The organism is Bartonella sp. MM73XJBT (assembly GCF_028618465.1).
GTDB lineage: Bacteria > Pseudomonadota > Alphaproteobacteria > Rhizobiales > Rhizobiaceae > Bartonella.
This window is the reverse complement of sequence record NZ_JAQISY010000004.1, coordinates 60,262-85,298: the sequence shown is the minus strand read 5'-3', so window position 1 is coordinate 85,298 and position 25,037 is coordinate 60,262. Positions and strand designations below refer to the sequence as shown.

Here is a 25,037-nt window from a genome sequence, read left to right as displayed (position 1 = left end):
GACAAAGATAAGGTAGATATGATGGTTACGCGTGCTGATAGAGACCCAATTGCTAATTGGTGGTGGACGATTGATCGCTCTATCTTTGCTGCTTGTTTGATTCTCATGGGGATTGGCATCATGCTGTCTTTTGCTGCGAGTCCCACTATCGCAAAAAAAATCGGCATAGCGGATAGTTTTTATTTTGTACGCTGGCATATCATTTTTAGTATTCCAGCGTTTTTTACGATGATTACTGTTTCTTTTTTTTCACTTCGTAATATTCGCCGTTTATGTGCTCTTTTGCTTGTTGTAACGCTTGTTCTTATGGTTGCAACCTTATTCTTTGGTCCAGAATTAAAGGGAGCGCGGCGCTGGATTCCTCTGTTTGGTTTTTCTGTACAAGCTTCAGAGTTTATGAAACCCGCTTTTGTGGTGATGTCTGCTTGGCTTTTTTCAGAACAGATAAGGCGTAGAGGTATTCCTGGCTATACGCTTGCTACTGTACTTTATGCTTTTTGTTGTGTGCTTCTCGTTTTACAGCCTGATATTGGTCAAACACTTTTAATCAGTGCAATATGGGGCGGTCTGTTTTTTGTTGCTGGTGTGCCTCTTACTGTTATTTTTCTCTTTGTCATTTTAGGATTGCTAGGAATTGTTTTTGCTTATTTTTCTCTGCACCATGTCCGCGAACGTATCAATGCTTTTTTGACAGGCGAAGGTGATACCTTTCAGGTGGATGTTGGACGTGAAGCTATTTTGAATGGTGGTTGGTTTGGGCAAGGTCCAGGAGAGGGGACGGTAAAACGTATCATTCCTGATAGCCATACAGATTTCGTGTTTTCCGTTGCTGCTGAAGAATATGGTATTATCCTTTGTCTTTTCATTATGATGCTGTTTGGCTTTATCGTTATGCGCTCATTGTATATAGCAATGAATACGCGTGATTCATTTATACGTCTTGGTATTACTGGTATAGCGATGATGATTGGCTTTCAATCAGCGATTAATATGGCTGTTAATCTTCATTTAATACCTCCAAAAGGTATGACATTGCCGTTTATTTCTTATGGTGGTTCCTCTATGATGGCGATTGCATTTTCGATGGGGATTTTGCTTAGTTTAACACGTCGCTGGCCAGAAGCACGCCTTTCAGCTTTTTCTTCTCCTTCTGTTTTGGATACCGCTTATGAGTGATAAAAAAGTTGTGGTTTTGGTGGCTGGTGGTACAGGAGGACATCTTTTTCCTGCTGAAGCTCTTGCTGCTGAATTAAGACAGCGTGGATATGATGTTCATTTGGCAACGGATGGAAGGGCTCAAGGTTTTGTACGCTGCTTTGATGAAACGCACACACATATTATTTCATCGGCAACATTTACACGACGTCATCCTTTTGCATTGATAAAAACATTTTGGACTTTGTTAAGGGGAATGAGGCAATCTTTGCTGCTTTTTTATAAACTGCGTCCTGTTCTTGTCGGTGGATTTGGAGGCTATCCTAGCTTTCCTCCTGTTGTTGTTGCTGCTTTCATGCGGCGGGTAACATTTATTCATGAACAGAATGCCGTTATGGGACGTGCTAATCGGGCGTTAGCACGTTTTGTGCGTGTAATAGCAGGTGGTTTGTTATCGCAAAATAATGCTTACGCTCATAAAATATTTTTGACAGGAAATCCTGTGCGTGAGGCTGTTCTTAAAGCAGCAGAAGTTCCTTATCATCCTTCTGCAAATGAAGATCCCTTTCATTTCTTGGTTTTTGGTGGAAGCCAAGGGGCTTCTGCTTTTTCACGAATTGTTCCTGAAGCAGTTACTTTGTTGGATGAGGGGATACGTAAACGCTTACGAATTGTTCAGCAAGTTCGAGGTGAAGCTGAAGAGTTAATAAAAACCTATCACGAGTTAGGTGTGCAAGCAGAAGTTGCCTCTTTTTTTGATGATATGGCTGAGCGTATGGCACGGTCTCATTTCATTTTATCACGTGCTGGTGCCTCATCTGTTTGTGAAATAGCTGTTATTGGTCGGCCTGCTTTGCTTGTTCCCTATCCCCATGCTTTAGATCATGATCAGGCAGCAAATGCTGCATTGCTTGCGCGTGTGGGGGGAGCTCAAATTGTATCAGAAAAAGATTTGAACGGACAAAGACTTGCTGCTCTCTTAACAGAAGCTTGTTGTAAGCCACACTTATTAGAAAAGCAGGCGCTTGCTGCAAAAAAAGTTGGACAACCTCGTGCAACTATTCGCCTTGCTGATATGGCTGAAGCATTGATTGCAGGGCGCTCATTATCAGATATAAAAGAGGAGTTTTTTGATGAAAATGCCGCTTAATATAGGTGTGATCCATTTTGTTGGAATCGGTGGTATTGGTATGAGTGGAATTGCAGAGGTTTTTCATAATTTTGGCTATAAAGTTCAAGGATCAGATCAGGTTGATAGCGCAAATGTAGAGCGTTTACGGAAAAAAGGAATTACCATTCATATAGGTCATCATCCTGAAAATTTAGGGAATGCAGAGGTTGTTGTATTTTCTACAGCTATTAAGAAAACAAATCCTGAATATATTGCTGCGAAAGAGCAGCATTTGCCACTGGTGAGGCGTGCGGAAATGCTCGCGGAGCTTATGCGCTTTCGTCGGGCAATTGCTGTTGGAGGTACACATGGTAAAACAACAACTACATCCATGATAGCAGCACTTCTTGATGCTGGTTGTTTTGATCCGGTAGTGATTAATGGCGGTATTATTAATGCTTATGGCACCAATGCTCGTATGGGGGAGGGTGATTGGATGGTTGTTGAGGCCGATGAGAGTGACGGTACATTTTTAAAATTGCCTGCTGATATTGCGGTTATTACCAATATTGATGCTGAGCATTTGGATCATTATGGAAATTTTTCGGCTTTGCGTCAAGCTTTTCGGAAGTTTGTAGAAAACGTTCCTTTTTATGGCTTTGCTGTTTTATGCCTTGATCATCCAGAGGTTCAATCGTTGGCTAGCCGTATTGATGATCGTTGGGTGATTACTTATGGCGCAAATCCACAAGCAGATGTCCGTTTTTTAAATCTTTCGATGGATGGTCAAAAAACGCATTTTGATGTTCTTATTCGTTCACGCAAGACAGGGAAAAAGACTGAGTTGAAAAATTTGACTTTGCCCATGTCTGGGCAACATAATATTTCTAATGCAACGGCGGCAATTGCAATTGCTCATGAACTTGGTATTGCAAATGAAGCTATAAAAAAGGGACTAGCAGAATTTGCTGGAGTAAAACGGCGTTTTACGCAAACAGGAAGTTGGCATGGCGTTGAAATATTTGATGATTATGGGCACCATCCTGTTGAAATAAAGGCTGTTTTACGTGCTGCGCGTGAGAGTGCAAAAGGGCGCGTGATTGCTATTGCACAACCCCATCGTTATTCACGTTTGTCTAATTTATTTGATGATTTTGCTGCTTGTTTTAATGATGCAGATACAGTGCTCATTGCACCCGTTTATGCAGCTGGTGAAGAGCCAATCGTTGGTTTTGGAGCTAGAGAATTGGTGGAACATATTAAAATGGCTGGTCATCGTGATGTGCGTTTGATTCACGGTCTGGAAGATGTTGTTTCTATTGTCTCTACATTTGCCCAGTCTGGGGATTATGTTGTTTTTCTTGGTGCTGGTAATATCACACAATGGGCTTGTGCGTTGCCTCATCAGTTGGCGGTACTTGATGGAAATGATGAACTTTCAACAGATTGATGGTGAGGCGCTGTTCGCGCGATTGCAACTGCTGTTTTGCGGAGTAAAAGGAAAACTTACGCCTAATATGGATATGCGTAAGGTAACGTGGTTTCGCACAGGTGGGCTAGCAGAGCTTTTTTATCAGCCTGCTGATGAAGAAGATTTAGCCTTTTTTCTGCAAAATTTGCCTGAATCTATTCCTATAACAATTGTAGGGATTGGTTCTAATCTTTTGGTGCGTGATGGAGGAATTCCTGGTGTTGTTATTCGTCTTTCAGCCAAAGGTTTCGGGCAAATACGACAAGTTTCTGCAAAGCGTTTTTTGGTTGGTGCTGCTACCGCGGATAAACATTTAGCAGCAGCAGCGCTAGAAGCTGAAGTTGCAGGTTTTCATTTTTATTATGGTATTCCTGGTGGTCTTGGAGGGGCTCTCAAAATGAATGCAGGAGCTAATGGTGTTGAAACGGCTGCTCGTGTTGTTGAGGTTTATGCATTTGATCGTAGAGGACAGCGTCATATTTTAAGTCTCAAGGATATGCACTATTCTTATCGCCATTGTGTCGTTCCTGAAGATCTTATTTTTACCGCTGCTTTGTTGGAAGGTGAATTAGGAAAGTATGACAATATTCGTGCTGCTATGGATGAAGTTGCACTGCATCGAGAAACAGTACAGCCTGTTCGCGAAAAAACAGGTGGTTCAACTTTTAGAAATCCTGAAAATACATCTGCATGGCGTGTTATTGATGAAGCAGGATGCCGTGGTTTGCAGATTGGTGGAGCTCAGATGAGTGAAATGCACTGTAATTTTATGATCAATACTGGGCACGCAACAGGTTATGATCTTGAAGCTTTGGGAGAGGCAGTGCGTGCTCGTGTTTTTGCTCATTCAGCCCACCTTTTACAGTGGGAAATACAACGTATTGGTCAATTTAAACAAGGACGTATTGTTCCCTCTTTTGACCCGTTTCATTAATTGATTCGGTGTATAAAAAATTGGTAATAAAAAATTGAGTCATTTCAAAGAGATAATGAAAAAAATCCATTAAGAATCAATAAATTAACAAAGAAACTCTTGCGTCATGCGCTTCAGTCTGATTCATTATGCAAAATGCTAGGCTATTGATTCGCAAGGATAAATCTTAGCATTTCCCGTATATGGTGTTAGTGGTTTTTATGTAGTCTATATCTAGTAGACATAAGAGGGCAAGTTGTTATGAAAGATGAGCATATAGCTGTATTAATGGGAGGGATTTCTTCCGAACGGTCTGTAAGCTTATCTTCAGGTAATGCTTGCGCTGATGTTCTTGAAGCACAGGGATATCGTGTGAGTCGGGTGGATGTTGATAGCCATATCGCTTCTGTTCTTGAACAATTGCAACCTGATGTCGCTTTCAATGCATTACATGGTTTATTTGGTGAAGATGGTTGTATTCAGGGTATTCTTGAATATTTAAAAATTCCCTATACGCATTCTGGAGTGATGGCGTCTGCATTGGCGATGGATAAGGGGCGTGCAAAAATTATTGCTGCGAGCGTTGGGATTTCAGTTGCACCTTCTGTTGTTATGAATCGTTTTGCTATTGGGCGGGAGCATCCTATGGAGCCTCCTTATGTGGTTAAGCCTGTATGCGAAGGGTCGAGTTTTGGGGTTGTGATTGTAAAGGAAAATGAGCTTTCACCACCACGTCATATTGTAGCGACTGAGTGGAGTTATGCAGATGAGGTGATGGTTGAAAAATATATTCCTGGTCGTGAACTTACTTGTGCTGTTTTGGGAAATGAAGTGCTGGATGTTTGTGAAATTCTTCCTGATCCGCACTTTCAATTCTATAATTATGAATCAAAATATAAAATTGGTGGTTCTCGTCATATTTGTCCTGCACAACTTTCATCAAATATTTACCAAAATGTGCAAAGAATGTCTTTAGCAGCACATCAGGCGATAGGTTGTCGAGGCGTTAGTCGTTCTGATTTTCGTTTTAATGAGGAAACGGGAGAATTGGTTTGGCTTGAAATTAATACTCAGCCCGGTATGACATGTACTTCTCTTGTTCCTGATATTGCAAAAGCAAGTGGTCGTACTTACGGCGATATTGTTCAGTGGATGGTGGAGGACGCGTCATGTATGCGTTGAATGTTAATAAAATAAATGTTCCGATGGAGGTGCTGTTAGTGCCAGCTTTGCCACGACTATATCGTCGCTTTCTTCGGTTTATGTTTGAGTTTTTCTTTATTAATATTCATGTTCCACGCCATTTCGGTTCTTTTGTTGTTGTCTTGTTTTTCTTTATTACGGTGCTTTATGGGCTTTCATCAAGTGGTCATATGGGAATGGTGATGAAGGCAGCGGTATCGGATGTTGGTTTTGTGGTTACCGATGTTGATATCAGTGGTAATAAGCGATTGGTAAAACAGGAAATTTTAAAAATTTTAGAGCTTGAAGCTGCGCAATCTATATTCGCTTTTAATGTTGATAGGGCGCGTTCTCTTTTAGAAAAACAGGCTTGGGTTCAATCTGCCAATATTCAGAAGATTTATCCCAATCGTGTGCGTATTTCTCTCGTGGAGCGTGAACCTTATGCCATTTGGCAGCATGATGGCGTGGTGGATGTTGTTGATAGTACAGGCCGTGTTATTGTGCCCTTTAAAGGGGGAAATGTTCGGGATTTGCCTCTTGTCGTTGGTCAGGGGGCGCAAAATTCTGCTAAAATGTTTATTCAAGCGCTGTCTGTATATCCAGAAGTTTACAATCGTGTTCGTGCTTTTGTGCGGGTGGGCGATCGGCGTTGGGATCTTGTCTTGGATAATGGGGTACGCGTTATGTTGCCTGAAAATGGCGCACTTGAACGACTTGCTTCTTTGATGAAGACAGGTACAGTACAAGATCTTTTTTCTCGTGATGTTCTCAGGATTGATCTGCGTCTTTTTGACCGCGTTACAGTTTCTTTGTCAGACGAAGCGTTGGAGCGTCGTCGTGCTGCTGTGGCAGAAGAAGAGCGTATTTTAAAAGTACGAAAGGCAGGGAACCTATGATGTTACTCAGGTCACACCATCTGGGGGGACGTAAAACACGTTTTTTGACGGTTCTTGATGTCGGCTCAAGTAAGATTGTTTGTCTTATTGCTTGTTTGCGTCCTTTGAAGCATGCGCATTATTTACATGGTCGTACGCATTCTATGGAAATTTTAGGCTTTGGAGTGCAACGTTCACGCGGTATCAAATCCGGTGTTGTAATGGATATGTTTGCAGCAGAGCAATCTATAAGATTAGCAGTTGATGCAGCAGAAAAAATGGCCGGCTTGGTCGTGGATTCGGTGATTGTTAATTTTTCTTCAAGTCGGTTACAAAGTGCTCTTATCAACGGTATGGTACGTTTAAATGGTCGTGAAGTAACTCAGCGTGATGTGCGTGTGGCATTTTCAGATGTTTCACGCAAGGCTTTTGATGCTGAGCGTCATATTATGCATTCAGTTCCGGTCTCTTATGTTTTGGATGGAGATAAAGGAATTTCTGATCCTGTTGGAATGACGGGGGAAACATTTGGTGTGGATGTGCATGTGGTGACAGCAGAAACTGCACCTTTGCGTAATTTAGAAACTTGCATTAATCGTGCGCATTTAAGTGTCGAAGCAATGGTTGCAACACCCTTTGCAAGTGGTCTTGCTGTGTTGATGAATGAGGAGGCACATTTAGGAGCAGCATGTATTGATTTTGGTGGTGGAACAACGACATTTTCAGTGTTTTTTGAGGGAAAGTTTGTCCATGCTGATGCTTTGGCAGTTGGTGGAAATCATGTGACTCTTGATGTCGCGCGTGGATTCTCTATGTCTCTTACAGAGGCAGAACGTTTAAAAGTTGTCTATGGTTCAGCGCTTCCTTCAAGTGCTGATGAGCAACATATGATTAATGTGGCGGAGATAGGGAGTGAACAGTGTGAAACGCAATATCCGCGTGCTGTTCTTGGTCGTATCATTCGTGCACGTGTTGAAGAAATCTTAGAGATGGTACGTGATTGTTTAAATCGTTCTGGTTTTGCTCATATTATTGGTAAGCGTGTCATTTTAACTGGCGGAGCAAGCCAATTAACAGGATTGCCAGAGATGGCACGTACTATACTGGGAAGAAATGTTCGTATCGGGCGGCCTTTGGGTATTTCGAGGCTTCCTTCTCTTGCAAAAGGGGCGGCGTTTACATCTGCTGTTGGATTGTTAATTTATCCACAATTGGTGGGTTTTGAAGAAAAAACAATGAAGACTGCAGTGAATCATTTATCGGTGGGCACGCGTGGGTATTTACAGCGTGTTGGTCAGTGGTTGCGTGAGAGTTTTTAGTTAAGTTTGTAGGTACAGGAAGTTAAATTTCATCGCTTGGGCTGGCGATGTCTTATGGGAAGGAAAAGGAAATGACGATTAATCTGCATCGGCCAGATATCGCGGAATTAAAGCCACGCATTACCGTTTTTGGTGTTGGTGGTGGTGGCGGGAATGCCGTGAATAATATGATTAATGCTGGTCTTCAGGGAGTTGATTTTGTTGTTGCGAATACAGATGCGCAGGCTTTGGCTATGTCAAAGGCGGAACGTGTTATCCAACTTGGTGCGGCAGTCACAGAAGGATTAGGGGCTGGTGCTTTGCCAGAAGTAGGACAAGCAGCTGCAGAAGAATGTATTGATGAAATTATTGATCATCTGGCAGACTCCCATATGGTTTTTATTACTGCTGGTATGGGGGGAGGTACTGGAACTGGGGCGGCACCTGTTGTGGCTCGCGCTGCGCGTGAAAAAGGTATTTTAACTGTTGGTGTGGTGACAAAGCCATTTCAGTTTGAAGGTGCGCGTCGTATGAAAACGGCAGAGGCTGGTATTGAAGAATTACAAAAGTCTGTTGATACCTTAATTGTTATTCCTAATCAGAATCTGTTCCGTATCGCCGATGAAAAGACAACCTTTGCTGATGCTTTTGCTATGGCTGATCAAGTGCTTTATTCTGGTGTTGCTTCCATTACAGATCTCATGATTAAAGAGGGACTTATTAATCTTGATTTTGCTGATGTTCGTTCTGTTATGCACGAAATGGGGCGAGCGATGATGGGAACTGGTGAGGCGTCTGGTGAAGGTCGTGCTTTGAATGCTGCTGAAGCTGCTATTGCAAACCCACTGTTGGATGATACTTCTATGCGTGGTGCCCGTGGTTTGCTCATTTCCATTACGGGTGGTCGTGATATGACGCTCTTTGAAGTTGATGAGGCTGCTAATCGTATTCGTGAAGAAGTAGATGCGGATGCAAATGTTATCTTTGGTGCTATTGACGATGAGTCCTTAGAGGGTGTTATTCGTGTATCCGTGGTTGCAACGGGTATTGATCGTGAGATGAGTGATGTGCTTCAATCTTCTCATTCTCAAAATCACAGACCAGCAGCTCCAATTCGCAAAAGTGATCCCAGCGTGGCACAGAGTTCTTTTCATGTTCAATCACCTCCATTGCGTTCTGAGTCAATGGTAGAGGTGATCGAAGCACTTGAAATAGAAAAAGGGAAATCGACTGGGGAACAGTTTCGTCCTAAAAGTCAGATTTTTGCACAGCCTGCAGATGCTGTTGCTGCACGAAATGCGAGCGCTGCTTCTTATGGATCGAGTGCTGTGCATGGGCAGATGGCAAATGCGCCACGTATGCAAGTAAGCCGTGGTTCTCAGCAGTCTGTGGTTGCACCAGTGAGTATGGAGGCAACAGCGCATGTTCTTGATGAGATGGCAGATGTTGTACAGCAGAAAGAGAAGCAAGTGCAACAAAGACAAGCACAACAGATGCAAGCGCGTCAACCTATGCGTATGCCTGAATTAAAGGATTTTCCTCCTGTTGCACATAGTCAACAGGAGAGATCCGCAGCTGGCGAACAGGGACCTCGCAATCTTTGGCAGCGTTTGAAACAAAGTTTGACACATCGTGAGGAAGCTGAACCAGAAGCTCGATTGGAGCCTGCTGTGAAATCTTCTCAGCAGCAAGAAACACAGGCTTATAATAAAAATTCTCGGGTGCTTTCTCAAGATGCTTCTGTTTATGTTCCACGTCGTTCTGGTGCGTTGCAGCCCCATGTGCCGCAAGATCAGCGTAATTTTATAAATGAAGAGGATCAGTTGGAGATACCGGCATTTTTGCGTCGTCAGGTCAATTAATTGGACAAAAGGAGAGGAAAGAGAGAATTTTATTACTTTTTCCGTAAAGTATAGAAGCTTTGTAGAGTTAGCTATACTGCACTTTTGAAAAAATATTCTGTTTTTTATGAACCCGCTTAGTAATAAGCGGGTTCATTATTTGCTATGAATATCATTTTTATCACTTTATAAATATTTTTACGTTTCTAAAAAATATTTATAAAGTGATATAATGACGTTGGTACAAAAATATCAGTCTACTCTTAAAAAAGCTGTGACATTTAAGGGTTATGGTGTTCACAGTGGGTGTTTATCTGTGGTGAAGGTTTGCCCAGCTCATGTGGGAAATGGTATTGTTTTTAAGCGTTGTGGATTAGACGGAAAAGAACAGATATTTCAAGCACATGCATCCCAAACAGGAGCAACTGAACTATCAACAGTGCTTGGACATGGAGAGTTTAGAATTGAAACGATTGAACATTTAATGGCTGCAATCGTTGCTTACAATTTGGATAATCTCATTATTGAAGTGTCGAGTTATGAGATCCCTATTTTGGATGGTGCTGCTTGGCAATATTGTCAAGCTTTTGAAGAAGCTGGCGTTGTACAGCAGAATGCTTTGCGTTGTTATTTCATTATAAAAAAGCCACTGCGGGTTGAAGAGGCTCATGGTATGGCAGAGTTTTTGCCATTTGATGGGCGTCGTTTCGATATAACAATCTCTTTTCCTTCTTCTGTTATTGGAAATCAATATTTCAATTTTGATCTTACCACAAAAGGGTTTCGAGATGAGTTGTCACGTGCTCGTACTTTTGGTTTTGTCAAAGATGTGGAAAAATTATGGAGTTCTGGAAAGGGGCTAGGTGCTTCGTTAGAAAATTCTCTTATCATCGGTATTGATGATAAAATCATGAATTCAGATGGTCCTTATTGGCAAGATGAATGTGTGCGGCACAAAATGCTTGATGCGATTGGTGATACCGCTTTACTTGGTGCGCCTTTTATTGGATTATTTCGTTCCTATTGTAGTGGACATAGGATAAATTCGCAATTGGTGAAGGCTGTTTTAGCAGACGAATCGTGCTATGAAGAAAGCTATTTATAGGGTGGGGGCAAAAAAATTGAAAAGATTTCCTTAAAGTCTGTTTGATTTTTAAGGGGATGATCCATTTTAAGCTGCTAAATTGGTTAGTGCATTCTCAAGTGATATGGTATAAAAATCTCTCATAAACAATTTTTGCTACAAGGTGACATTTTCTGGAGGCCGGAAGAACTATGATAAAATCTCATGTATGTATTGAAAATATGGCATATAGGAAATCTAACATTGTACGCAAGGTATTGGGGGTGATGCTTTTGGGGAGCTCCTGCATGTTAGCGGGTTGTTTATTTAAAGAGAAAAATACCCTTGATCCATCTGCGTATGTTTTAAAAATGGATCCACCAGATGTTCTCTATAATCAGGCACTCGCAAGCCTTGAGAGTGGAAAACTTGGCGATGCGTCGAAAAAGTTTCTTACCATTGAAAAGCAGTACGCTTATACGGATTTTGGACGTAAAGCCTTAGTGATGGGTGCTTTTACAAATTATCGACTCGGCAAATATGATGATTCAATTAGTATGGCTCAGCGCTATATTACTCTTTACCCAGGGTCAGATGATTCTGCTTATGCTTATTATATTATAGGTCTTTCTTCTTTCCGTCGGATTCCTGATGTTACACGGGATCAGCGCGATACAAAACGTGCTATTGCTGCTATGCAGCTTCTTATAGAGCGTTATCCGAATTCTGAGTATGTCAAGGATGCTCAAGATAAAATACGTTTTGGGCGAGAACAGTTGGCTGGTAAAGAGATGCAGGTTGGTCGTTATTATGAAGAAGGTCGGCGTTATCTTGCAGCAAGTAGAAGATTTCGTACAGTTGTTGAAGAGTATTCCGATACAAATCAGGTTGAAGAGGCACTTTTTCGCTTAACAGAAGTTAATCTTGCTCTTGGTTTGACAGCAGAAGCGCAGACAGCAGCCGCTATTTTAGGACGTAATTATCCAAAAAGTGAGTGGTATAAATTTGCTTATAATCTGTTGCACAAGAATAGCATATCACCACAGGAGCATAAATCTTCTTGGATCTCACATGCTTTAGATGGTGAGAAGAATAGGGTACGTTGATTCTCTATGCTGGTACAGCTTTCGGTTCATAATATTGTTTTGATCGAAACGCTCGATATTCATTTTACAGCCGGTTTGTCTGTTTTAACTGGAGAAACGGGTGCTGGAAAGTCTATTTTACTGGATGCTTTGTTGTTGGCTCTGGGCGGACGTGGTGATGCCTCTCTGGTGCGTCATGGTGCTGCCCACGGGCAGGTGACAGCTGTCTTTGATGTCCCTGTTTTGCATCCTGTGCGTCAGTTGATTCGTGAAAATGGTTTTGATGATGAAGGCGATATTATTTTACGGCGTGTGCAATCGAGTGATGGTCGTAGTCGTGTCTTTATCAATGATCAGGTAGCCAGTGTTGCTTTGATGCGTAATATTGGACGTCAGTTGGTTGAAATCCATGGTCAGCATGATGATCGCGCGCTTGTTGATGTTGCCACACATCGTCAATTATTAGATGCCTTTGGTGGGCTTGAGGGTGAGACAGAAAATGTGCGTCAATGTTATCGGGTATGGCATGAATGTGAAGAGCGTTTGCAGCAACAGCGTCTTAAAATAGAAAATGCAATGCGCGAGGCTGAATATCTTCGTACCTGTGTGGAAGAACTTGAAAAGCTTGATTTTCAAGTTGGTGAAGAGGATGCTCTCTCTCTTCGCCGTGCAGATATGCTTAAATTAGAAAAAATAGCCATGGATATTAAGGAAGCTGATGATCTTTTAAGGGGGCAAAAATCGCCCATTCCGGTTCTTTCTAATTTGGTGAGGCGCTTGGAGCGAAAAATTCCTGAAGCGCAAGAGCTTATTGCACCTGTGGTAAAATCTATTGATGAGGCATTGTGTGCACTTGCGACAGCACAAGAAGGGATCGAGGCCGCTGTGCAGGCATTGGATTTTGAACCGGATGAATTGGAACGGATAGAAGAACGTCTTTTTGCTCTTCGTGGTTTTTCTCGCAAATATCAGGTTTCTGCCGATGAATTGGTTCTGTTGCGCGATAAAATGAATGCTGAACTTGCTGATTTTGAAGAGGCTCAAATCACATTAGCGCGTTTTGAAGATGAGGCGGGTCAAGCAAAGAAAAATTATGATACATTAGCACAAGCTTTATCAATAAAGCGTCAAGAAGTAGCAAAGCACTTGTCTGAAAGCGTTATGGCAGAGCTGCCAGCATTGAAATTAGAAAAGGCAGAATTTATTGTTGGAATGCAAAGTGATGTTGAAAGACGAAGTGCAGAAGGGATAGACCGCATTGAATATTTTGTTCGGACCAATCCTGGAACACGTGCAGGACCAATGTTGAGTGTTGCTTCTGGTGGTGAGTTATCTCGTTTTTTATTGGCATTAAAAGTTGTATTATCCGATCATGGATCAGCTCCCACTCTGATTTTTGATGAAATTGATACAGGTGTGGGGGGAGCTGTTGCCGCAGCTATTGGGCAACGATTACAGCGTTTATCGGAGAGAATTCAGGTTTTTGCTATTACACATGCACCCCAAGTCGCATCAAAAGCGCACAGTCATTTTCTTATTTCAAAGGTGGAAAATGATGATAAAGGCTGTTTTGTGACAGCTATTCATAAAATGGAAGAGCATGAGCGTGCAGAAGAAATTGCTCGTATGTTAGCAGGAGAACAGATTACTGAAGAGGCGCGTGCAGCTGCTCAAAAGCTGCTCGCATAAAGATTGCGTCATAAAATATTGCTTATCCATGAACTCATGAAAAAGCACGTGTTTATGGGGATTCTGTATGTGACAAAGAATTAAGATTCTTATGGTTATAGTCCATCATTTGGAATAGATTATTTATGAATAAGGGTGAAATTAAAAAGCTCACTGCTGTTGAAGCAGAAAGTGAGTTAGAGTGGCTGGCAAAAGAGATTGCACGTCATGATGTGCTTTATAATCGTGATAACCAACCTGAAATTTCTGATGCAGAATATGATGCTCTGCGTCGGCGAAATGCAGAAATTGAAGCTCTCTTTCCTGAACTTATGCGTACCGATTCTCCTTCACATAAAATTGGAGCACCGGTTTCTGAAAAGTTTGAAAAATCTGTTCATACACAGCCAATGCTTTCACTTGATAATGCCTTTAGTTCTGAAGATGTCAGTGAGTTTATTGAGCGTGTTCGTCGCTTTTTGCGGCTACCAGAAACGCAAGTCTTGGAAATAACAGCAGAGCCAAAGATTGATGGTTTATCTTTATCTTTGCGCTATGAAAAAGGGCAGCTTGTGTGTGCTGCAACACGTGGTGATGGAACTGTCGGTGAAAATGTCACGGCAAATGCACGAACAATTTTTGATATTCCGCAAGTTTTGCAAGGAAAAATTCCTGATATTCTTGAGGTTCGTGGTGAAGTTTATATGCGGCGGGAGGATTTCCAAGCACTTAATAGGAATCAACAAGAAAAGGGAAAATTAGCTTTTGCTAATCCTAGAAACGCAGCAGCTGGTTCGCTCCGTCAGCTTGATTCACGGATAACTGCCAGCAGAAAGTTGCATTTTTTTGCTTATGCGTGTGGTGAAGTGAATGAAGTGTTTGCAAAAACGCAAATGGAGATGATGGAAAGGCTCAAAGAATATGGGTTTGTCATCAATCCATTCACAAAAGTTTTTAAGACTGTAGGAGAGATTATTTCCTATTATCACGATATCGAAGAACGCCGTCATGCTCTAAGCTATGATATTGATGGAATTGTTTATAAGATTAATGATTTGATGCTGCAAATGCGTTTGGGTTTTGTCTCTCGTTCGCCACGTTGGGCAATAGCGCATAAGTTTCCAGCAGAAAAAGCTATGACTCTTTTAGAGGGGATTGATATTCAAGTTGGTCGCACGGGAGCTTTAACCCCTGTTGCACGCCTTGCTCCTATTACTGTTGGTGGTGTGGTAGTTACTAATGCAAGTTTACATAATGAAGACTATATTAAGGGCATTGGCCATAAAGGAGAACCCCTTCGTGAGGGGCGGGATATCCGTGTAGGCGATACGGTGATTGTACAGCGTGCTGGTGATGTCATTCCTCAAATTGTTGATATTGTCGCTGAAAAGCGCCCTAAAGACTCTTCTGCTTTTGTTTTCCCTCATATTTGTCCAGCTTGTGGGAGTCATGCTGTTCGTGAGATAGGGGAAGCTGTGCGTCGGTGTACGGGGGGGCTGATTTGTCCAGCACAAGCGATTGAGCGTATTCGTCATTTTGTTTCGCGCAATGCCTTTGATATTGAGGGACTTGGAAAAAAACAGGTGGAGTTTTTCTTTCATGTTCAAGATGAGACGCTTCGTATTCATACACCAGCTGATATTTTTACTTTACAACGGCGCCAAGAAAATTCTTTGGTACGTTTGGAAAATATGGAAGGTTTTGGTGCTGTTTCTGTGCGTAAACTTTATGATGCCATTAATGCGCGTCGGGAAATTCCTTTAAGTCGTTTTTTATTTGCCCTAGGAATTCGTCATGTTGGAGAGGTTAATGCACGCCGTCTTGCACGTGCTTACCAAAATTATACGGCTTTTGAGACAGCGGTAAGGGCAGCAATCATATCCTGTGAGAAGAGGAATGAAGAAGGCAATGAAGCTTGGTTGGAACTTACCAATATTGAAGGAATTGGACCACAGGTAGGGAGTGCAATTGTTGATTTTTATGAGGAAGTACATAATCGTCAGGTGTTGTCTGTCTTGCTTAAAGAAGTAACGCCTCTTGATGAGGAGCCTATTTTAACAGATTCTTCGCCCGTGGCAGGAAAGGTCATTGTTTTTACTGGAACTTTGGCACGTATGTCACGCGATGAAGCAAAGGCATTGGCGGAGAGATTAGGGGCAAAGACCTCTGGATCTCTTTCTAAAAAAACTGATCTTTTGGTTACTGGACCTGGAGCAGGATCAAAATTGGCTAAAGCACAAGAGTTAGGTGTTGAGGTTATTGATGAAGAAGCTTGGCTGAAGTTGATTGAGGGATAGAAGGCTTCTCACAAGCAGATGAATGCAGCAGTCTTTGTTATTTTTACCATACCAGATTTTATTAACATGAGAAGTTCCTATATCACTCTGGAAAAGCTTATAATTGTTTTTTTAATACTATAATTTTTCTTTAGGATGGTGACATAATGAGGAGAGTTTTTTGCTTTGTTTATGTCGTTACTTTAAGAAAAAAAATCGCATCACAGATGCAATTGAAGCACTTTCATTTTATTACCAAGCAATAAATATATTTTTTAAATCCTGCAAAATTTTAAGAAATAATGGAATAGGATAAAAGAAGTTTTATTAAAAAGGAGGATATGGGTTTCTTTTATTGAGATTCTTTCGCAATGGTATGTTTGAATTATTAATTAAGTGCGTTTTTTGTACTGTTGATGTTTGTGCAAAAAAGACCTTTAATGAGGTTTGTTGTTTGTAACAGCAGTGTACTATGAACTTTATAATTATTCAGTGTTAAATAAAAATAATATGCATTGATGCTAATATGATATTTTAGTTATTATTTCACGAAGAATATATAAAATCTCTTCTCAAAAGAGAGAGATGCTCATTATATGGCAAACTGAAAGGGCAAAAACTGTCAACAAATACACAGAAATTTTGAATCGAAACATCATAATAAATTGATTATGGTAGGCATGATGGAGATTATATTAAGGATTATAATGAAAGTTTCCAGATAAGGAAAATAAGAGATATAAACTTGTAGAGGCAGTAAAGGGTCTTTGTTAAGATTAAGAGTGTCCAAACGATTACATCCTGTTTTACGTGGAGGCGTGTTGTCATACCAGCAAAAAATGAAGCCTCTAAGAAAAATATTTCCTAATAGTTAATGCGTATTGTTTTCTTAAAGAGGAAAGATGCAGTTGTCTGTAAGAAGCGCCAGAAGATGTTTATGCTCCTTTATTTAAAGGGGCATGGTTGCTTCTTTTGCCCATTCTTTCTCTTCTTCATTTAAGTGAGGTGCATTTGTTTGATAGACATGCGCATGGTAATCATTGAGCCATTGTCGTTCTTCCTGTGTTAAAAGCTCTGGAAGAATCAGTTTTCGGTCAATGGGACAGTTTGTGAGTGTTTCAAATGAGAGCATTTCTCTCTCTCCGCCATTGATTTTTTGCGCAGGTTTTACAATGAGCAAATTTTCAATACGAATGCCAAAAGAACCTTCGCGATAATACCCAGGTTCATTAGAAACAATCATTCCAGGAAGCAATTCCTGGCATCCTTTGCGTGAAATATTTTGCGGTCCTTCATGGACAGAGAGATAGGAGCCAACTCCATGACCTGTGCCATGGGCGTAATCAAAACCAGTTTTCCATAAGGCAATGCGTGCGAGAACATCAAGATCTTGTCCGCGTGTTCCTTTGGGAAAGCATGCTGTTGAAAGAGCTATCATGCCTTTGAGCACAAGAGTAAAACAACGTTTTCCTTCCTCTCCAATATTTCCAATAGCTACTGTGCGTGTGACATCTGTGGTGCCATCACGGTATTGTCCCCCTGAATCTACGAGATAAAGTTCACCAGCATTGAGTTGTTTATTTGTTTCATTTGTTACGCGGTAATGGACAATAGCACCATTTGCTCCTGCTGCGGAGATTGTATCAAAAGAGAGATCTTCCAGTTTTTTTCCCATTTCTTTTGCTGTGTTTATACGGAATTCTTCTAATTTTTGAGCTGCTGAAATTTCATTCACGGTGCCTAGTGTTTGTTTGTCTAACCAAGAAAAAAAACGGGTGAGTGCTACCCCATCACACAGATGTGCTTCGCGCGCACCGTCTCGTTCGGTGCTGTTTTTAATGGCACGGGGTAGAGCAGCAGGGTCGGTAAGTGTGATGAAAGATTTTCCATCTTCTTCAAGTACCGTGCGTAATTTCTCGCATGTTAACTGTGGATCTAGAGCAAAAACTGTTCCTTTTTGAAGATAATCTTTGATTTTTGCAATAAACTGTTCTGGTTCATATAATTTTGCATAACGTTCCAGATATTGTTTCTGTTCTTCACCAAGCTTTTTGCTGTCAATAAATAAGGAAGGTTTTTCTTTAATGGGAATGAGAGCAAAACAAAGAACAAAAGGTGTGTTAGAGACATCATTGCCCCGTATATTGAATATCCATGCAATAGAGGAGGGGTCTGTAAAAATAAAAGCATCGGCATGGGCTTTTTTGATATTTTGCTGAATTAAACTTAGCTTTTCATCGCTATCCCATCCTGCATATTTGAGAGGATGAATTGATAAGGGAGATTGTGGGAATGGTGGTTGATTATGCCAGATAAGATCAATAGGATTTTGCTGAACTGCGATTAGTTTTCCACCTGCGGTTATTTCGAATGTTTTTTTCAATGTATCTATAGCTGCAATGGTGTGGAGCCATGGATCAAAGCCAATAGAAAGATTTTTTCCATTTTTTTCAAGCCATTGTGATGGAGGACAAGTTACGAGATCCTCATACTCAAAAATATGCGGATTGGTTTGTTGACGAACTTGGAGTTTATAGCGTCCATCGGTAAAGAGAATGGCTTTATTTTTTAAAATGAGTGCCATTCCTGCTGATCCAGTAAAGCCAGTAAGCCAGCTAAGGCGTTGAGCGTGCGGGGGAACATATTCTCCTTGATGTTCATCGCTACGTGGAACAAGGAAGCCATCTAACCCGAGACGATCAAGTTCTTTACGAAGGGAGGAAATGCGTTCCGCAGCATGCGTGGGATTTGTTGTTGCTTCAAAAGATTGATACATAATAACCGTCCTTTTTATTTAAGATGTATCGTAACCCATCCTTGACGGTGGTATGTTTCAATATGTTTGAGACCTTGCGTTACATAAGCTTCTAGTACTTGGGAATGTTGTTCTTCAAGAATTCCAGAGAGTATGAGTGACCCACCGCTTTGGAGTGCTTCGGCCATTTCTTGTGCAAGTTCAATGAGTGGATTGGCAAGGATATTGGCAATAATGAGATCAAAAGGTGCACGGGATGCAATTTCTTCATGAGCAAAACCTGCTGCAGTAACCGCTGTAATATATTCTTTTACACCATTGAGTTCGATATTATGTTGGGCAACTTTGATCGCAATCTGGTCAATATCAGATGCAAGGACAGGAATCGGTTTGAGCATTGCGATGCCAATGGCTAAAACTCCACTCCCCGTACCAAGATCAAGGGCATTTTGTGGATTTTCCTGTTTCACCACTTTGGCAATCATTTCTAAACAACCGGCTGTTGTTCCATGATGTCCAGTACCAAAAGCTTGATTTGCTTCAATTTCAATAGGAAAAATATTCTGTGGAATGTCATTGCGATTATGGCTTCCATGTACAAAAAACGGACCAGCACGTACAGGTGTTAGCCCTTCAAGGCTTTGTTTAACCCAATCAATATTAGGCAAAATTTCACAGTTAATTTTACGAGGATCCACAGAAAGAATTTGTGCAAAACGCTGTAAAATATGCTCTTGGTTTTCTTTATCTACATAGAGTGAAAGTTCATAAATGGCGTTTTTTTCATCAATCTCTGCAAGAGCAAGGGGGTATCCTTCTTCGTCAAAGGCTGTTTCCATAACAGTATATAGTTGCTCTGCTTCATTTTTAAAAGCATTATAATACAGACGAATTTGTTGCGACATTCTGTTCTTTCTTTAATCGGCTTTTTATTTAGTTGGAGACAAGTTTTTTAAGCCGTTCAATGGCGATATCATCTTTTAGTTCATTATCTCCCTCTTTTTCATAAGGAATGACACCATACAGTTTACCACCTTTTTTGAGCAAAAAAATCGCGGCTGTATGGTTATAGGTGTAATTCCCATCGGTCCCAGATACTTTTTCAGCAACAATTTTAAAAGAATCTACCATTTTATGAACTTTTTCAGGATCGCCACTGATCCCAACAATTCTATTGTTAAAATTACTGAGATACTCATGGAGTACTTCTGGTGTATCACGTTCAGGATCAACGGTAATGAACCATACTCCTAATTTATCAGCTTCAGAGCCAAGGGCTGTGAGCCAGCGATCAAGATTGAGCAATGTGGTAGGGCAGACTTCAGGGCACATGGTGAAGCCAAAGAAAACAATTGAAGGCTTACTTCGTATATCATCTTGTGTAATCGTATTTCCATTGGAATCAGTGAGGGTAAAATTATCGCCTAAAGGCTTATTTCTTAACGCATCATAAAGAAAAATACCGGCAAGAAATATAGCTGTTAGCCCTAAGATGCGTATGATATTTTTCATAGTTGGCCTCTCTTCAAAAGACAAAAAACTGTAGCATTGGTAGGTTTGTTTTGCAATCTTTGTTTCATGGTTGATTTTCTTTGCTTGCTATGTCTTTTGTGTTCTTTTTAAGGAACAATTGGTGGGTGAATGGAGAAAGAGAAAGATCTTCGATTCCATGATAGTGAGCCTCGTATTCATACGACAGCACGATTGCATAGTTGTAAATTGGGGCGCTATGTGGAAATCAATGAACGGGTGGTTTTGCGTGATGTAACGGTTGGAGATTTTTCTTATTTTGAGCGTAATAGTGAAGCTATTTATAGCGAGATTGGGCGTTTTTGTTCTATTGCATCTCATGTTCGTGTAAATGCGCTAGAGCATCCTCTCGAGCGACTTTCAACGCATAAAATAACATATCGTCCTAATGAATATTTTCGCTATATGCCATTAGATTGCTCTTTTCGTGAAAGGCGCCGTGCAAAGCGTGTTATTATTGGGCATGATGTATGGATTGGACATGGTGCGGTTATTATGCCTGGGATAACAATTGGGCATGGCGCTATCATTGGTGCTAACGCTGTTATAACAAAAGATGTTTTCCCCTATATGATTGTTGCGGGTGTTCCTGGAAAGCTGTTGCGGATGCGCTTTTCAGAAGGTGTGATTCAGACGCTTTTGGAAATGGCTTGGTGGAACTGGCCCCTTGATAAAATTTACAATGCCTTGCCTGATATGCAAAATCTTACTATTGGGGCTTTTATTGACAAGTGGAAATAATATGCAAAATAACATGGAAAAGCGATTTTTCGTTTGGAAAGGTTATTTGTATGATATTTACGCTTGGTTTAAGCTTTGCCTACAAAGTTATCGAGAACGCGTTTTTCTCCAGCTTTTTCAAACATAATTGTTAATTTATGATCATCTATTGCAGTGATATGGCCATAACCAAATTTTATATGAAAAATTCGCTCACCGATTGCAAAGTTTGATGGTTCTTCAGAGACTGATTGGTCGATGATTTTTCCTTCAATGTTTTTTTGTGTACGCTTTTGTTTTGGTGTAGCATAGTCATTGTTAAAGGAATTGGGGTGTTTAAAGGAAGATCTTCCATAACCACCATAAGATGTTCCCATTTCTATGGCTTCTATATGTTCTACTGGTAATTCATCTAGAAAACGAGAGGGCAGCGCAGGTTGCCAAAATCCATGAATTTTTCGATTGGATACAAACCATATATGTAAATGTCTTTTTGCTCTTGTTAGTCCCACATAAGCTAGTCGGCGTTCTTCTTCTAATCCTAAACTGCCGCCTTCATCCAATGAGCGTTGATGAGGAAAGAGGCCTTCTTCCCAACCTGGAAGAAAAACGGTTTCAAACTCAAGTCCTTTAGCGGAATGGAGTGTCATGATGTTGATTGCATCGGTATTTTCATTGTTTTCAGCATCCATAACCAGTGCGACATGTTCTAAAAAGCTTGGAAGGTTTTCAAATTGTTCTATTGAGCGGACCATTTCCTTAAGATTTTCTAGTCGTGTTGCTGCTTCGGGTGAACGATCTTCTAGCCACATAGCTGTGTAGCCTGAATCATCAAGAATTGTTTCGGCAAGTTCTCTATGGGGTGTGCATTGCAGCATATTTTGCCAACGGCGGAAATCTTCAACAACGTTTCGCAAAGTACTGCGTGCCTTGGGCTTTAGCTCATCCGTTTCAATGATTGCGGCTGCAGCAGAAAAGAGAGGAATGGCGCGTGCACGAGCGCTTTCATAAAGAGTGCGTAGGGTTGCATCTCCTAAGCCGCGTTTAGGTGTGTTGATAATACGCTCAAAGGCTAAATCATCTGCTGGTTGAACAACAACGCGCAAATAAGCCATGGCATCGCGTATTTCCATTCGTTCATAAAAGCGTGGACCACCAATAACGCGGTAGTTAAGACCAAGGCTTACAAAGCGATCTTCAAACTCACGCATCTGGAATGACGCACGCACCAATATAGCCATATGATTTAGCGAATGACCAGCTTGTTGTGCGCGTTCAATTTCTTCTCCAATTGCACGTGCTTCTTCTGCTGAATCCCAAGCCGCATGGACTTTTACTTTTTCTTCTTTGCTCTTTGTTTGATGAGAAAAAAGTGTCTTGCCAAGTCTTCCTTGGTTATGAGAAATAAGATGAGAAGCTGTTTTAAGAATGTGTGATGTGGAGCGATAATTGCGTTCTAAACGAATAATTTTTGCAGGAGGAAAATCTTTTTCAAAACGCAATATATTGTCAACTTTAGCACCTCGCCATCCATAAATGGATTGATCATCATCACCAACGCAACAAAGGTTAACATGTCGCCCTTTAGATTGTTGTGCTAAAAGGCGGAGCCAAAGATATTGCGCTGTATTGGTATCTTGATATTCATCTACAAGAATGTAGCGAAACTGGGAATGATATTGGCGAAGAATATCTGGATTATGTTGAAAGAGAGAGATAGAATGAAGTAAAAGATCACCAAAATCACAGGCATTAAGGTTTTTTAATCTCTCCTGATAGCTACGATAAAGCTCGCGTCCCATACCGTTACCAAAGGAATAGGTATCGCTTTCTGATATGTGTTCTGGTGCAAGACCTTGGTTTTTCCAAGAATCAATCATTATGGCAAGGTTTCTAGCAGGCCAACGCTTATCATCCAATTCTGCAGCTTGAATAAGCTGTTTTAAAAGTCTGGTAACATCATCACTATCAAGAATTGTAAAATTGCTTTTTAAATTAACAAGTTCTGCGTGGCGGCGTAAAATTTTTGCACCGGTGGCATGAAAAGTTCCAAGCCAAGGCATACCTTCAACAATTTCACCAATAAGTTCACCAATACGCATTTTCATTTCACGTGCTGCTTTGTTGGTGAAAGTTACAGCAAGTATTTGTTGAGGAGAGGCAAGTTCCGAGCGCAAAATGTGGGAAATACGTGTTGTCAAAACGCGCGTTTTTCCAGTACCGGCACCTGCAAGAACTAATAGAGGTCCTTCTGTATTTATAACGGCTTGACGTTGTTCGGGATTGAGTTGTTCTAAATAACCGTTATTGCACTGTGTTTGTTCTTTTGTTGTTACCGTGTGCGTAGCGGCTTTAGCGCTCTGTTCATGAGGGGAGATGGCATCTTCTTCAAAGAATGGTATATGGTCAGAAAAATTATTCATTATATCTTTTGTGTAGTCTTTTTTTTGTTTAAGTGCTAGATTTAAAAAACTTTTTTCAAAAAAACACCACATCTTCTGTTAAATAAGAAAACAAAAATTGTAAAAAATAACAACGAATATTAAATGCTTTGGGTGAGAACACTCTCGAGGGCATAGACGCGTAATGAGGCTGAAAGATTTATCTGTTGTGGTCTTTTTCTATCAATATCCGTGATAATAAAGGCTAAAGATTGTCTTCTTTTACGCGCTATGGCTTTAAGAATATCAAGAAATGGTTGTTCTAAAGATATGCTTGTTGCGTGTCCATCAATCCGAACCGATATTTTTTTCGTTACCACTTTTGACCAATCAATAGAATCATTTTCGTGCATTTTTCTACTCTTATTCGTCGTGGTGTAAACGATTTTGATCAAGAAATTTTTGTGCCTTTAAAGCTTCTTTTTGCTCGAATTTTTTTTCAGCCTTGGTTCGTCCAAAACGATGGCGATTTTCTTCTGCATGAAGTGCTTCATCTGCACGCTTTTTTCGCTTGCGAAATTGACGAAGGTTAATTGGTTCTGTCATAAGCAAATTTATTTATTTTTTCCGAAAAGAATCTAATGAAACAACATCAGCGCTTTGTTTTGTATCATTATTTGAAGGCTCCTTATTTGTGCTGAGCTTTTGTTCTTTTGGAAGCGTATTTTCTTTTTTTTGTTTATCCGATAAAACGATAGGTGTGGGTGAGCTCTTTTCCGAAATTTCACTCTCCTCAGAGGTCAGATTGGAGGGCAGATCAAATGCTGCTTCGAATGAAGCGACGGGGTCATAAAACACTTGGATAGAAGAAAAAGGAATCACCAATTTTTCGCTAATTTCTCTAAAAGAGAGTGTCACTTCAAAAGCGGTCTCCGAAACACTTAAATCTCTAAACTGATGTTGTAAGACAATTGTCATTTGTTCTGGATAACGACTTTTAAGCCGAGGAGAAATTTTTACGCCTGGAGTATCTGTTAAAAAAGTAATAAAAAAATGATGATTTCCTGGAAGCCCTGCTTTAGCAACTTCCGATAAAACTTTACGGATAACCCCACGAAGCGCATCCTGAACGAGAATATCGTAGCGGATTTGATCTTGAACCATCGAAGCTTATTCCTTTTATTTCACGTAGCAGATGAGCATATGCAATATTGTGCAATAGAATGTATTTTTAAGCTAGCAATATTTTATCGACTATGCACTTAAATTAACTGAAAAAAGAATATGACATTTTACGACAAATCATATCTGAGAGATCAGCCAATAACATTTATAGGAGTGAAGGCTTCTGTTGCCAGGTGCCTTCGGACCCCGCTTAAACCTGCGACGGTTTAAGACTTAATTTGAAGCATTCACACCACCTTAGGCAGCGAGACGTACTTCCGCATAGTTGTCATTTGCAACTACTCATTTAGTCCGATAACGGTGGTACTATGCCGAGTAAAAGAGCAATCTTTACACTCTTGTCGATCCTATTTCGCCCCCACCAAAATATAATTTCCTTCTTATATTTTGGTGGAGGCGCCGGGTACCGCCCCCGGGTCCAATAAGTTTATTTCATTGTCCATTTATTACCATAGCTAGCAAGCCAGCTCTTTAAATATAGATGAAGAATGGTCTTTGTAAAAGGGGGGGTTGTTAATATTTTAA

Annotated in this window: 20 protein-coding genes and 1 other RNA gene; 13 read left to right on the top strand and 8 right to left on the bottom strand. The window is 40.7% G+C overall.

The genetic code is table 11. The features are described from left to right. The first annotated feature begins 21 nt into the window (after nucleotides 1-21). The 12 genes from PVV69_RS02460 to ligA all read left to right on the top strand — a co-directional run bounded on the left by PVV69_RS02460 (nucleotide 22) and on the right by ligA (nucleotide 15,962). A complete protein-coding gene (locus tag PVV69_RS02460) occupies nucleotides 22-1,176 on the top strand; it encodes an FtsW/RodA/SpoVE family cell cycle protein (protein ID WP_273756357.1) in 1,155 nt (384 codons plus the stop codon). Beyond that, nucleotides 1,169-2,305: an undecaprenyldiphospho-muramoylpentapeptide beta-N-acetylglucosaminyltransferase gene (gene murG / locus PVV69_RS02455; RefSeq protein WP_273756322.1), complete on the top strand. Its 1,137-nt coding sequence runs from the start codon at nucleotides 1,169-1,171 to the stop codon at nucleotides 2,303-2,305. The genes PVV69_RS02460 and murG overlap by 8 nt, the downstream gene beginning before the upstream one ends. After that, nucleotides 2,289-3,716 (top strand): UDP-N-acetylmuramate--L-alanine ligase, encoded by a 1,428-nt coding sequence (murC, locus tag PVV69_RS02450; RefSeq protein ID WP_273756321.1) that lies wholly within the window; start codon nucleotides 2,289-2,291, stop codon nucleotides 3,714-3,716. The genes murG and murC overlap by 17 nt, the downstream gene beginning before the upstream one ends. Then, nucleotides 3,694-4,671 carry a UDP-N-acetylmuramate dehydrogenase gene (gene murB, locus PVV69_RS02445; protein ID WP_273719942.1) on the top strand — a complete coding sequence of 326 codons (978 nt, stop codon included), beginning with the start codon at nucleotides 3,694-3,696 and terminating at the stop codon, nucleotides 4,669-4,671. The genes murC and murB overlap by 23 nt, the downstream gene beginning before the upstream one ends. 240 nt (nucleotides 4,672-4,911) lie before the next feature. After that, entirely contained in the window at nucleotides 4,912-5,832 is a 921-nt protein-coding gene (locus tag PVV69_RS02440; protein ID WP_273756320.1) for a D-alanine--D-alanine ligase, read from the top strand. Then, nucleotides 5,820-6,731 carry a cell division protein FtsQ/DivIB gene (locus tag PVV69_RS02435; protein ID WP_273756319.1) on the top strand — a complete coding sequence of 304 codons (912 nt, stop codon included), beginning with the start codon at nucleotides 5,820-5,822 and terminating at the stop codon, nucleotides 6,729-6,731. Before PVV69_RS02440 ends, PVV69_RS02435 begins: the two co-directional genes overlap by 13 nt. Then, nucleotides 6,728-8,029: a cell division protein FtsA gene (ftsA, locus tag PVV69_RS02430; RefSeq protein ID WP_273719878.1), complete on the top strand. Its 1,302-nt coding sequence runs from the start codon at nucleotides 6,728-6,730 to the stop codon at nucleotides 8,027-8,029. Before PVV69_RS02435 ends, ftsA begins: the two co-directional genes overlap by 4 nt. A gap of 71 nt (nucleotides 8,030-8,100) precedes the next feature. After that, complete coding sequence (gene ftsZ, locus PVV69_RS02425) at nucleotides 8,101-9,870, top strand: cell division protein FtsZ (RefSeq protein ID WP_273756318.1); 1,770 nt, start codon at nucleotides 8,101-8,103, stop codon at nucleotides 9,868-9,870. A 211-nt stretch (nucleotides 9,871-10,081) separates the two neighbouring features. Next, on the top strand, nucleotides 10,082-10,954 hold the full coding sequence (gene lpxC / locus PVV69_RS02420) for a UDP-3-O-acyl-N-acetylglucosamine deacetylase (RefSeq protein ID WP_273756317.1): 873 nt from the start codon (nucleotides 10,082-10,084) through the stop codon (nucleotides 10,952-10,954). A gap of 170 nt (nucleotides 10,955-11,124) precedes the next feature. After that, nucleotides 11,125-12,018 carry an outer membrane protein assembly factor BamD gene (locus PVV69_RS02415; RefSeq protein ID WP_273756316.1) on the top strand — a complete coding sequence of 298 codons (894 nt, stop codon included), beginning with the start codon at nucleotides 11,125-11,127 and terminating at the stop codon, nucleotides 12,016-12,018. Between the two features lie 6 nt (nucleotides 12,019-12,024). Continuing rightward, the gene (gene recN / locus PVV69_RS02410) at nucleotides 12,025-13,686 is read left to right on the top strand and encodes a DNA repair protein RecN (RefSeq protein WP_273756315.1); all 1,662 of its coding nucleotides are present in this window, start codon (nucleotides 12,025-12,027) and stop codon (nucleotides 13,684-13,686) included. A 125-nt stretch (nucleotides 13,687-13,811) separates the two neighbouring features. After that, a complete protein-coding gene (gene ligA, locus PVV69_RS02405; RefSeq protein WP_273756314.1) occupies nucleotides 13,812-15,962 on the top strand; it encodes an NAD-dependent DNA ligase LigA in 2,151 nt (716 codons plus the stop codon). 928 nt (nucleotides 15,963-16,890) lie between these two features. Here the strand turns inward: ligA and PVV69_RS02400 are convergent. Genes PVV69_RS02400 through PVV69_RS02390 form a run of 3 tightly spaced genes read right to left on the bottom strand, consistent with a single transcriptional unit; the run spans nucleotide 16,891 to nucleotide 20,208 of the window. Beyond that, a complete protein-coding gene (locus tag PVV69_RS02400) occupies nucleotides 16,891-18,717 on the bottom strand; it encodes an aminopeptidase P family protein (RefSeq protein ID WP_273756313.1) in 1,827 nt (608 codons plus the stop codon). Nucleotides 18,718-18,731: 14 nt separating this feature from the next. Beyond that, nucleotides 18,732-19,601 (bottom strand): 50S ribosomal protein L11 methyltransferase, encoded by an 870-nt coding sequence (locus PVV69_RS02395; RefSeq protein ID WP_273756312.1) that lies wholly within the window; start codon nucleotides 19,599-19,601, stop codon nucleotides 18,732-18,734. A gap of 28 nt (nucleotides 19,602-19,629) precedes the next feature. Further along, entirely contained in the window at nucleotides 19,630-20,208 is a 579-nt protein-coding gene (locus PVV69_RS02390) for an SCO family protein (RefSeq protein ID WP_273719894.1), read from the bottom strand. Between the two features lie 129 nt (nucleotides 20,209-20,337). Between PVV69_RS02390 and PVV69_RS02385 the strand changes: the two genes are divergently transcribed. After that, the gene (locus PVV69_RS02385) at nucleotides 20,338-20,967 is read left to right on the top strand and encodes a DapH/DapD/GlmU-related protein (RefSeq protein WP_273756311.1); all 630 of its coding nucleotides are present in this window, start codon (nucleotides 20,338-20,340) and stop codon (nucleotides 20,965-20,967) included. 68 nt (nucleotides 20,968-21,035) lie between these two features. Here the strand turns inward: PVV69_RS02385 and PVV69_RS02380 are convergent, their stop codons facing one another. The 5 genes from PVV69_RS02380 to ssrA form a co-directional block, all read right to left on the bottom strand. Continuing rightward, complete coding sequence (locus PVV69_RS02380) at nucleotides 21,036-23,369, bottom strand: ATP-dependent helicase (protein ID WP_273756310.1); 2,334 nt, start codon at nucleotides 23,367-23,369, stop codon at nucleotides 21,036-21,038. Nucleotides 23,370-23,488: 119 nt separating this feature from the next. Continuing rightward, nucleotides 23,489-23,740 carry a ribbon-helix-helix domain-containing protein gene (locus tag PVV69_RS02375; RefSeq protein ID WP_273756309.1) on the bottom strand — a complete coding sequence of 84 codons (252 nt, stop codon included), beginning with the start codon at nucleotides 23,738-23,740 and terminating at the stop codon, nucleotides 23,489-23,491. A 10-nt stretch (nucleotides 23,741-23,750) separates the two neighbouring features. After that, the gene (locus tag PVV69_RS02370) at nucleotides 23,751-23,933 is read right to left on the bottom strand and encodes a DUF4169 family protein (protein ID WP_273756308.1); all 183 of its coding nucleotides are present in this window, start codon (nucleotides 23,931-23,933) and stop codon (nucleotides 23,751-23,753) included. A gap of 12 nt (nucleotides 23,934-23,945) precedes the next feature. Continuing rightward, the gene (locus PVV69_RS02365) at nucleotides 23,946-24,491 is read right to left on the bottom strand and encodes an SspB family protein (protein ID WP_273719902.1); all 546 of its coding nucleotides are present in this window, start codon (nucleotides 24,489-24,491) and stop codon (nucleotides 23,946-23,948) included. A gap of 173 nt (nucleotides 24,492-24,664) precedes the next feature. Continuing rightward, nucleotides 24,665-25,019: a transfer-messenger RNA gene (gene ssrA, locus PVV69_RS02360) on the bottom strand. Between the last annotated feature and the right edge of the window lie 18 nt (nucleotides 25,020-25,037).